The sequence below is a fragment of the Deltaproteobacteria bacterium genome, from assembly GCA_003696105.1.
In the GTDB taxonomy this organism is placed as follows: Bacteria; Myxococcota_A; Polyangia; order Haliangiales; family J016; genus J016.
Genome location: RFGE01000012.1, coordinates 1 through 10,244 on the forward strand (window position 1 = coordinate 1; position 10,244 = coordinate 10,244).

11 protein-coding genes are annotated in these 10,244 nt (G+C 71.3%); 3 read left to right on the forward strand and 8 right to left on the reverse strand.

Going from position 1 to position 10,244, the window contains the following annotated elements; translation table 11 throughout:
* The coding region (locus tag D6689_00705) for a hypothetical protein (GenBank protein RMH45080.1) at positions 1–633 on the forward strand (633 nt) is incomplete at its 5' end.
* A 7-nt stretch (positions 634–640) separates the two neighbouring features.
* On the opposite strand, the gene D6689_00710 is transcribed toward D6689_00705, so the two are convergent.
* The 8 genes from D6689_00710 to D6689_00745 form a co-directional block, all read right to left on the reverse strand.
* Positions 641–2,125: an acyl-CoA dehydrogenase gene (locus D6689_00710; protein ID RMH45081.1), complete on the reverse strand. Its 1,485-nt coding sequence runs from the start codon at positions 2,123–2,125 to the stop codon at positions 641–643.
* Positions 2,088–2,846 carry a hypothetical protein gene (locus D6689_00715; protein ID RMH45082.1) on the reverse strand — a complete coding sequence of 253 codons (759 nt, stop codon included), beginning with the start codon at positions 2,844–2,846 and terminating at the stop codon, positions 2,088–2,090. The genes D6689_00710 and D6689_00715 overlap by 38 nt, the downstream gene beginning before the upstream one ends.
* A gap of 195 nt (positions 2,847–3,041) precedes the next feature.
* A complete protein-coding gene (locus D6689_00720; GenBank protein ID RMH45083.1) occupies positions 3,042–3,509 on the reverse strand; it encodes a GNAT family N-acetyltransferase in 468 nt (155 codons plus the stop codon).
* Positions 3,506–4,357, reverse strand: a complete 852-nt coding sequence (gene bcrD / locus D6689_00725) for a benzoyl-CoA reductase subunit D (protein RMH45084.1) — start codon at positions 4,355–4,357, stop codon at positions 3,506–3,508. The genes D6689_00720 and bcrD overlap by 4 nt, the downstream gene beginning before the upstream one ends.
* Positions 4,354–5,625, reverse strand: a complete 1,272-nt coding sequence (locus D6689_00730; GenBank protein ID RMH45085.1) for a benzoyl-CoA reductase subunit A — start codon at positions 5,623–5,625, stop codon at positions 4,354–4,356. The genes bcrD and D6689_00730 overlap by 4 nt, the downstream gene beginning before the upstream one ends.
* Positions 5,622–6,893 (reverse strand): benzoyl-CoA reductase subunit B, encoded by a 1,272-nt coding sequence (gene bcrB / locus D6689_00735; GenBank protein RMH45089.1) that lies wholly within the window; start codon positions 6,891–6,893, stop codon positions 5,622–5,624. Before bcrB ends, D6689_00730 begins: the two co-directional genes overlap by 4 nt.
* Positions 6,890–8,065, reverse strand: a complete 1,176-nt coding sequence (bcrC, locus tag D6689_00740; GenBank protein ID RMH45086.1) for a benzoyl-CoA reductase subunit C — start codon at positions 8,063–8,065, stop codon at positions 6,890–6,892. The genes bcrB and bcrC overlap by 4 nt, the downstream gene beginning before the upstream one ends.
* Before the next feature lie 364 nt (positions 8,066–8,429).
* On the reverse strand, positions 8,430–8,891 hold the full coding sequence (locus D6689_00745) for a MerR family transcriptional regulator (GenBank protein ID RMH45087.1): 462 nt from the start codon (positions 8,889–8,891) through the stop codon (positions 8,430–8,432).
* Positions 8,892–9,044: 153 nt separating this feature from the next.
* On the opposite strand from D6689_00745, the gene D6689_00750 reads away from it, so the two are divergent.
* Both D6689_00750 and D6689_00755 read left to right on the forward strand, forming a co-directional pair.
* Positions 9,045–9,728 carry a hypothetical protein gene (locus D6689_00750; protein ID RMH45088.1) on the forward strand — a complete coding sequence of 228 codons (684 nt, stop codon included), beginning with the start codon at positions 9,045–9,047 and terminating at the stop codon, positions 9,726–9,728.
* 375 nt (positions 9,729–10,103) lie between these two features.
* Positions 10,104–10,244: lipoprotein receptor (locus D6689_00755; GenBank protein ID RMH45090.1), on the forward strand; the 141-nt coding region annotated here is incomplete at its 3' end.

Below are 10,244 nucleotides of genomic sequence, written 5' to 3' on the forward strand. Positions count from 1 at the left end.
CCTGCGTCCACCGGCGCCGCCCGGCCGTCCGCCGCGCGCGCGCCGGCGCCCGCGCCCCCGACGGCCGCCGCGCACAAGCGGCTCGGAAGTGCTCCCGCGCCCCGCCGGTGGACGATCGCTCTGCAGGCCGGGGCCGTCGCCACACGCGGCGACCTCGGCGTCGGACCGACGGTCGGGATCGCCGCCGATGCGCGCGTGACCGACCGCCTGCGCGCGACGCTCGGCGTCGACTGGGCCGCGTTCGCACGCCAGGACGACGCGCTGCTGTCGCCACCGGGTTGGCCGCGCGGGCGGGGCCAGTTGATCCAGGAAACGGCGGTGACGACCGCTTGGCTGGGAGCGGCCGTCGACGTGGCTCGCTTCGGCCAAGCGCGGCCCTACGCCCGCGCCTCGCTTGGCATCGCGCTGCATCGCACGCAGCTGCGCGCGTTCTCCGCGACGGCGACCGACCGCACGGCGGCGCCCGCGATCGCAGTCGGCATGGGCGTTCGCGGCCAGCGGGGCGCGATGGCCTGGGGCGTCGACGTCGCGTGGCGCGAAACGACCGCCGACTTCGGCATGGCGGCGGCCGCCGCGGGCGAGAACACCGCGTCGGGCCTGTCGGTCACGGCCGGCGCCGGCGCGGCGTTCTAGGAGGCTGTCAGCGGCGGCGGAAGCTCTCTTGCGCGATCGCGCGGCGATTGATCTGGTTCGTTCCCTCGTAGATCTGCGTGAGCTTCGCGTCGCGGAACGCCTTCGCGGCGCGCGCGTGCAGCGCGCCGGCCGACGGCGGCACGAGGTCGAGTGCCGCGGTCGCGACGAACATCGCGGTGTCGCTGCCGACGATCTTCGCCGTCGCGCCGAGCACCGCCTGGTGCGCCCACGCCGCGTCCGATGGCGACGTCGCCTCGGCGAGCGCCGCCACGGCGCGCGCGCCGACCGCGGGCGCCCGCGCGATCCAACTCGCGGCGCGCTGCGCGAACCCGCCGGGCAACAGCACGCCGTCGCAGTGAAACGCCGCCTCGAGATACGCCGCGCGCGCCGCCCGAATGCGAGCCACCATCTCGGCGAGCAGATCGTCCTCCCACGCCTCCGTCCGCCGGCCGCGCGTCGCCGCCAACGCGCACGCGAACGCGTCGCGCGCGATGCCGGTCGCGATCGCTCCGACCGGCCCGCGCGACACGGCCAGCACCCGCCGGCTCAATTCGGCGCCGCCGCCCTCGGCGCCGATGCGATCCGACTCCGGCACAAACACGTCGTCGAACTCGAGTTCGGCGGCGGGGCAGGCGCGCTGGCCCATCTTGTGCTCGACCCGGGCGACGCGGAACCCGGGCGTGCCGCGCCGCACGAGAAACGCCGTCCACGACGCCGCCGGAGCCGACCGATCGAGCGCCGCGAACACGGACACGTACTCGGCCACGTTGCCGTTGCTGATGAACACCTTGCGCCCCGTGATGCGGTAGCCGCCCGGGACGCGGCGCGCATAGCTGCGCACGTCCCCCGTCGCGAGCCCCTCGCGCTCCTCGACGTCGGACCCACCGCCCGGCTCGGTGATCGCGAACGCGCACAGCACCGGCGTCCCCGCCGCCGCCGCGCGCGCCACCTCGGCGAGAACGCGCTCGCCCAGGTCCATATCGAGTTCGAGCAGGATCGGCAACATGCCGAGCCCGTGGGCGCCGAACAGGTTGGCGATGCCGGCGTCGGCGGCGCACATCTCCTCGAACGCCGCCGCCAGCGGAGCGATGCCCAACGCGTCGCCGCCCCACGCGCGCGGCAGCGCCGCCGACAGCCAGCCGTCGAGCCCGCCGGCGCGCACGACGTCCCAGCACACGTATCCGGTTTCGACCTCCGCCCGGCGATCCACGTCGAGCGCGACCGGCGCGATGTGCCGGTGGGCGAACCGCCGGGCGCGGAACACCACGTCCAACATGGCCGGCGTCACGCCGCCGGCCTGCGTCCACTCGAGCCCCGCCGGCGCGCCCAGCCCGCCGGCGACCCCATCGGCCCGCAGCATCACCGCCGGCAGCTCCCGACTCGTGCGGTGGGCAAGCCTCGGCGCGGTGCGCGCACCGCGATCGCGCACGGCCGCCGCACGCCGCACGCCGCGCTCACGCCGCCTCCGGCGCACGCGCCGCCTTCGGCGCATCAAGGCGCGCGAGCGGCCACCGGCGCTCGGCTTCGGGCAGCACCGCGCGCCACGTCGGGTACCACCGCACCTCGACCGGCCGACCCGCGTCCACGCCGAGCGCCGCGATCTCGCGCCCGATCGGGTGCGGTCCGAGTTCGAGCTGCGCGCGGCCGCGCCGCGACCGGATACCGGCCGCGTCCACCGCGATGCGCGTTCGCAGCAGTTCGCCGTCCAACACGGTGTAGGTACACACATCGAAGCGCTGCGGACGCGCTGGCAGTCGCGTATCGACTGCCAGCCGCAAGATCGGCTCGCCGTGCTCGGCCAAGGTGCATACGCGCTGCGCGTCGCGCCACGAAAACGCGATGTCGGCGACGAACTTCGGATAGCCCCACAGCGTGCGCCCGGCGTAGTTTGCGATCTCCGTCGTCACCGGCAGGTGATGCACCCACCAGCCGAACTCCGGCCAGCGACCGTCGATCACGAGCGGCAACAGCGGCGGCGGCCGCCGGCGGCTGCGCACGACCGGCCAACACACCGCCACCTCGCCGTACGGTCCGACGGTCGTCTCGCGATAGTCGAAACACATGATCCCGAGCGGCGCGCGGCCGGGCCAAAGCTCCACCACGCGCAGCGGCTCCGGCACCAGCGCCTGCAGCCGCGCCGTCCGCGCCGGAAACGCCGCCGCCAGCACGGCCGTATCGAAGTAGCGAATCGGCAGGTCGATGTCGAAGCTCATGGGCCGAGCCTATCCGACGCCGCGCGCGGGCGAAAACGGAAACCGTGGGTCACGAACGCGCCGCGCGCGACGCACCCCCTCCACGACGCCGCATCCGGCGCGCGCCGACGGCAGACGCCGCGCACACCCGACGCCCGCCCACGCCTCGCAGCGACGCGCGGTCGGCCCCGAGGGCCCGCGTCGCGGCGCGACCGGTCAGTCGTCGCGCTCGAAGTCCAGCGCTCGCTCGAGGCACAGCCGCGGCGCCGGGCGAAAGCCCACGTGGCGCAAGAACGCCAGCAGGTCGCCGTTGTCCCAGTCGACCTGCGTCTGGACTCGGTCGACGCGCATCGCCTTGACGTTCTTGACGAACTGGTCCCACAGCGCGCGCGCCACGCCGCGGCCGCGAAGCTCGGGGTGTACGCCGATCGCCTCGAGCGTCGCGACCGGCTCCGGCGCGCCGTAGTCGCCGTAATAGATCGATCCCATCAGGAAGCCGACCATCGCGCCGTCGCGTTCCGCGGCGAGACCGAGCCGCACGCCGGCCTCCTCGAGCGCCGCCTTCAGCTTGACCTTGTAGTACTCCGGGCGCGGCCGGCCGAAGCTGTGCGCGTCCAGCCGCACCAGGTCGTCCAGATCGTCGGCGCGCAGCGTGCGCACCACGTAGGCGTCGTCACCGTTCATGCCGCTCTCCTTTCACGCAGCCGCTCGTGCCGATATGCGCCCCACAGCGCCGCGCCGAGCGCGCCGGCGTAGGCCGCGTCGGGATGCGTCCGCACGTCGATCGCGAAGCTCTTCATGTCCGCGGCGAGATCGCACATGCAGGCCAGAAGCCCCTCGTCCGCCGACAGCCCGCCGGTGATCAGCACCACGCCGTCCGTCACCTTCGCGCTGCGCAACAGCTTCAGGAATCGATTGGCCATCGACTCGTGGATGCCGCGCAAGATGTCCTGCACGGCGATGCCGCGCGACACCATGTTGATGACGTCCGTCTCGGCGAGCACCGCGCAGATGCCGGAGATCTTCTCCGGCGACGTCGACGTGCGGGACAGCGGACCGATCTCGTCGAGCGACACGCCGAGATAGCGGGCAATGTTCTCGAGGAATTGCCCCGAGCCGGACGCGCACTGGCTCGTCATGCGGTAGCCGAGCACCTTCGAGCGCTCGTCGAGCTTGATCGCGCGGCCGTGCAGCGCGCCGACGTCCACCACCGCCCGCGTCTCCGGGTCCAGAAACAGCGCGCCGCGCGCGTGGGCGGTCATGCCGTAAAAGTGGCCCGTGCGAAAGTCCACGAGTTCGCCCTCGCCGGTCGTCGCCACGTAGTCGACGTCGTCAGGGCGGACGTTCGCCTGTTCGAGCGCCGCGCCGTACGCGAGCTTGATCACTTCGCGTTGATCGCGCCGGCGGATTCGCTCGGTCCACTTGGCCACCACCCGCGCGCCAGGCCGCTCGCGGCCGCCTCCCTCCGGACTTTCGACGAACGCGACCTTGACCGCGCTCGTGCCGACATCGACACCCGCTGTGAGAATCACGCCGCTGCCCTCCGGTTGCGGGCGTCCCGCAGCGCAAACAGCGCCGCACCGAGCGCCCCGGTGTAGATCGAACTCGGCGAGATGTTGATCGTCCGCTCGCCGTAGTTTTCGCGCACGAGTTCGCGCAACGCGGACACCGCCGCCTCGTTGTTCGCGACCCCGCCGGTAAACGTAAACTCCTCGTCGATGCCGCCCGACCGCGCCAACAGCGCCATCGCGCGCAGGATGATCGCGCGGTGCAGTCCGGCGAGAATGTCCTCGCGCCGCTGGCCCATCGTGAGCCGATCGCGCAGCTCGGCGCCCGCGAACACCGTACAGGTGCTCGTGATCTTCACGCGCCGGGTGGACTGCATCGCCATCGGCCCCAGCTCGTGAACGCCCATGCTCATCTCGTCCGCGATGTAGCCGAGGTAGCGACCGCAACCGGCCGCGCAGCGGTCGTTCATCTGGAAGCTGGTGACGATGCCGTTCTTGTCGACCTGGATCGCCTTGGTGTCCTGGCCGCCGATGTCGAGCACCGTCGCCGTGCGCGGGAACATGTGGTGCGCGCCGAGCCCGTGGCACAGAATCTCGGACCGGATGCTGTCTTTCGGGAACGGCAACCGCTGGCGGCCATACCCCGTGCCGATCGTTCCGATGACGTTGAGTTCGGTCGCGACCACCCGGTCGACCGCGCGAGCTTGGGCGTCGTCGCCGCCGCAATCGGCCAGCGCGGCGCGGATGTTGCTCTCGAACGTGAGGTCCAGCCGCGTGTTTTCGACCTGGATGATCGCCTTGTCGAACACCGACATCAGGTCTTCGAACGTGACGTCGCGGTCGGCGTACCGGGTCGCCGCCGCGGAGAACGCGCTGTTCGCGAGGTCGCGAAAGAAGTCCGACCCCTTCGGCGCCACGAGCCGACGGTGGGCGTCGGTCTCCATGTCGTCGAAGATGCGCTCGAGCCGCTCGCGCAGCGGAGTCGCGATGCGCGCGACGCGCTCGCTCTCCGTCTCGCGCATCGCGGTCTCACGCAGCCGCGCCAGCTGCGACAGGTGCTGGCGCCGGCGAAAGCGCGCCTCGAGGCGCTTGCAGAACGCGTCATCGTTCAGCTCGCGCCGAAGCAGCTCGAAGCGCGCGCCGACGAACGCCTCGTCGCGCGCGATCTGCGCCGCCAGGTCGTAGTTGCTGCGGCTGTTGGTGATGCCGCGGCCGAGCACCCGCTCGTCCTCGTCGAGCATCACGGCCTTGGTCGTCGTCGACCCGAGGTCGATGCCGAGCGCGACGTTCACGCTGCCCTCCGCTTCTGGTCGACCATTTGCAGGTAGCTCTCGATACGATTCTTCACGTTTGCTGCCGAGAAGTAGCGCGGGTCGACGAGATCGGTCTCGATGAACGTCGCCGCCTTGCCGGTTCGCTTCTCCACCTCGCGCAAGATCAACAACTGGCCCGCGCTGAAGCTGTTGCAGCTCTTGACCGAGTTGATCAGCAGGCCGTCGGCATCGTAGTCGCGCACGTAGCGCGCGAGCATCTCCACCCGCGTCGGCAGGTTGAGGTTCGTGTAACAACCGTGGCAGTAGTCCGCCAGGGTCTCGAGCGGCCGCTCGGGGTCGTGCCGGAATCCGTTGTCGTAGACGCCGCCAACCTTGGTGTACGTGCTGGCGACGACGACGGCGCCTTCGTCGTAGAACATCTTCCAGAACTCGCGAAAGCTCGTCCAGTTGGGCGGCCCCTCGACGACGAGGCGGTACTTTTCCTCGGTGAGCACGCCGTCCGGCGTCACCGGACCGAGCCCCTTGGCGATGCGATCTTCCACCTCGGCGCGCAGATCGCGGTAGTAGTCGACCGCGGCCTGCGTCCCGCGGAACGCGGTGAAAATCGGCCCGATGTAGTACACGCCGCCGAAGTAGGCGTCGATCGGGGACGGCCGATGCTTGGCCGACTCGAGCACCGCCACCAGGTCGTCCTCCGCGCGCGCCGACAGCGCCAACGCCTCCTGCAGCCGCGCCTCGTCGTAGCGCGTGCCGGTGATCGACTCCAACGCGGGAATCAACTCGGTGCGAAGCTGGTCGACCACGTACCGGCGCATGCTGTCGGTGATGCGGCCATCGCCCTGATACGGCACGTGCAGCATCACGACCGGGCAGTCGTACTCCTCTTTGAGAAGCTCGAACCACTTCATGAACGTGAAGCAGCCGGTGTAGGACAAGACCAGCAGGTCCGGCTCCGGCAGCGGCTCACCGGTCGGACCGATGTTGCCCGACTTGAGCATACCGATGTCGCATTTGACGTACGTGCACACGTCCTCGGAGTGGCCCAACTTCTCGGCTTCGGCGATGTAGGCCCCCGACTTCTGGCGCATGCCGGACTGCAGCGCGTTGATCTCGGGATACACCGGCAGCACGCCGAACGCGTGGAATAGCTCGGTGAGGTTGCCGGGTACGAACGTGTAGACGACCTTCTTGCCGTCCTGCTTCGCGCGCGCCAGCCGCGCGAAATGGTCGGCGATCATCTGCTTTTGACGGAGCTGGCTCGGCTCCTTGTGCGCGGATTCGCTCATGCGTCGCTCCACAGTTTGATCGAGTCGGCGAACGTGCCGGCCTGCTCGCGGATGACCTGGAACTGGCCGAGGTTCTCGGAGTACTTGAACGCGGTCCACGGGATGCCCGCCCGGTCGAGTGCGGCCTGCAGCATCGGTTGCTCCAGCAACGACGGGTCGCAGAAGCTCGGCGCGGCGAAGATCACCCCTTCCGCACCCGTGTCGCGCACCGCGTCGACCAGGTACTGCCCCTTGGGCTCGCCGGGCGCGTACCGCGATGCCGTGTGGACGCTGTGGTGCAAGAACGCGTCGGCCAGCGCCGCGATCGGATCGCCCTCGGTGGTCACGTCTTGTTCGAGCCACCGCAGCCCGAGCGTGAGATCGTCCCACACGATGTAGCATCCCGCCATCTCGAGCGTCTTGATGAGACCCAGCGGCGGTTGCTCGCAAAACGCGCCGACGAGCACGACCCGGCTATTGTCGCGCATCGGCCGATCGGCGGTGCGCACCGCGTCGAGATAGGCGCGCAACATCGCCGTGTGCGCGTCGACGTCGAGCCGCGTGCCGGCCCGCAGCACCAGGTAGGCCTCGTAGGTCGGCACGCGCCACGGTTGCGCGCGCCGCAGGGCGTGCAGCTCGCGGACGAGCCGGCGGTTGTCGTTGTACCGCGCGATCGACGCGCGCACGTCGTCGTCGGTGACCGGGCGGCCCGCGAGCGCCGCCATGTCGTCGCGAAGCTCCGTCAGCTCCCGCCGGTAGAACGCGCCGCCCACGCCCTCCGCGTAGTTCTGCGGCACGTCGAAGTAGCGGACGTACTTGCCCGGAAACAGGAGCTGCCACATGCCGGACAGGTTCCGGATCACGTCGCAGATCGACGGGAACAGGAAGCCGTCGAGTACGTCGTAGCGGCCAGTGAGCGCCAGTTCGATCGTGCTGCGCGGAATCGCGCAGATGTACGATTGAAAGTACGCGTCGCCGCGGATGATCTCGATCTGGTCGCCGCCGCCCATCAGCCCGACCGGCAGCATCCCGGCCGCGTCGATCAACTCGCGCGGCACGTAGATCGGCATGTAGCCGACCGCGCGGCCGCCGGTGCGCTCGCGCCAGCGCCGCACCTCGTCCAGGTCGATGTCGTGATACAGCTCCTCGGCCCGCGCGACCACCGCGTCGACCGCTGCGCTTGCCTCCGTCATGTCACCTCGCTCTGACCTCGTCGGTGGCACGCCGGCGTCGCCCGGCGCGCGGAGCGCCCTGCCGGCCCTCCGATGTCGGCGTGTGTACGCCCGTCCGAACTGCCGTCAGTTGATCGATCGCAAGACAACGGGCGGTCGCTTGTCGCCGCGGCGCGTTACGCGCGAGCTTGCGGCGCGCGTGCGCCCCCGCGACGCGCCGGCCGATCCGGCGCGCCGGATCCCCGCCAGCACGCTGGCCGGCTGCATTTGACCGAGATCAAGCCGCTGCCGACCGTCGCAGGCGCGCCACGCACCCCGCTGGCCCGATCCGATGGCCCCGCGACAGGCCAGCGGTCGCGTCGACGGCCAACGCGCAGCCGGGCCCCTATTGGCCGACGAGCAGCAGCTCGGACATCGTGTCGAGCGCCCCGGCTTCCGCGCAGTGCGCGCAGCTCTCGATCGGGTTGCTGCACGGCGCACACGACAGCAGCGTCTCCCGGGCGACGACCAGCTGATTGCGTACCCGCAACAAGTGCTGAATCTTGTCGGTGATCTGCGGGATCAGGTCGCCGACCTCCGCGGCCAGCTTGTGAGCCACCGCGCCGCCGCGCGCGCCCGGCGCGTCGCGGGCCTCGAGAATCTCGCCGATCTTGTCGACCGACAGGCCGAGGTCGCGCATCGCGACGATGAACCGCAGCCGCTCGAACGCCTCGGCCCGATAGCGCCGGTTGCCCGTGTTGCGGTCCGGTTTGATCAGCCCTTTGGCCTGATAGACGCGCAGCGCCTTGCGCGTGCACCCCGCCGCCCGCGTGAGTTCTCCGCTCGTGTAGTACCGTTCGTCCGCCATGGCCCCAGCGTGCCCCGCGGGGGCCACCCGTAGCTTGATCCACGTCAAGACGGCCGGCGAATTCCCGACGGGCCTCCGCGGATGCGACCGGGCCGCGCGCGCGCCAGCCGCGGCGCGCTCAAGACACCGGCCGGTTGGTCGATCCGACGAGCGATGGCCCCAGCGTCGCTCACGTTTGCGCGAGCGCGACAGGCAGCGCTCGCGTGCGCGGTCGCGGCGGGCGCCGCGGCATGCGCCGCCGGCGGTCCGCCCGCAAGCCCGCACGACCGCGACGCGGCCGCGAGTTATCCGCTGATCGTGACGCGCAACGGCGACGGCACCGTCGGGTCGACGCCCGCCGGCATCGACTGCGGCGTCCAGTGCAGCGAGAGCTACGCCACAGGCCAGCAGGTCGTCCTCACCGCCACCGGATCGTTCCTCGGCTGGTCAGGGGCCTGCACGGGTAGCGGAACGGTATGCACCGTCGTCATGGACGCGCCCAAGAGTGTCACCGCCACCTTCGCCGGCGGCGTCGCGGACGCGGGCGCGGGCGGCGGCAGCAGCTGCGATCTGGTCGCGCAGACCGGCTGCGCGGCCGGCCAGGCGTGCGACTTCGACCTGTCGGCGCGCACGCCCTACTGTCGTCCCGCGGGCGCCGGCGGGGACCTCGCCGTGTGCGCAGCCGCCGCCGATTGCGCGGCGGGCTTCACGTGCGTGAGCGACGGCATGGGGTCGGGCTGCCTGCACTGGTGCGCGCTGCCCGCCGGCGCCGAATGCGCTCCCTTCGCGGGATCGACCTGCACCGCGCTGCAGCCGCCCGTCGCGATCGGCGGCACCGAGTACGGCGTGTGTTTCTGACGCGCGCGCATTGCGAAGCTCCAGATCGCGTTCCGCCGCGGTTCGACGCGCCGCGCGCGCAGGTCATCCGCGTGTCTCTCGGGACCGCCATCTGCGCACACCGCGGAGCACACCCCCGCCGAGCCAATCGCCGCGCGTCGACGTCGCTGGATCCGGGCGCCCTCGCGGATTCGCGCGCCGGGGTGGTAAAATTGGCGCGTGCCGGGGGACGCTGCGAGAGCTCTGCGCGCCGTCGCGCTGTCCGCGTGCGCCGCGCTCGTCGCGTGTGACGTCGAGCCATACCACATAAGCGGCGCGTTCGACGACGGCGGAGGCAGCGTGGGCGACGGCGGCGGACGCCACGACGCCGGCGCGGTCGGTGACGCGGCGCCGGCCATGGACGGTGCGACCGACGCTGCACCGTGCACGCCGGCGCCTGAGGTCTGCGACGGCCGCGACAACGACTGCGACGGCGACGTCGACGAAGACTTCAACCTGATGGCGGACCCCGCAAACTGCGGCGCGTGCGGCAACGCG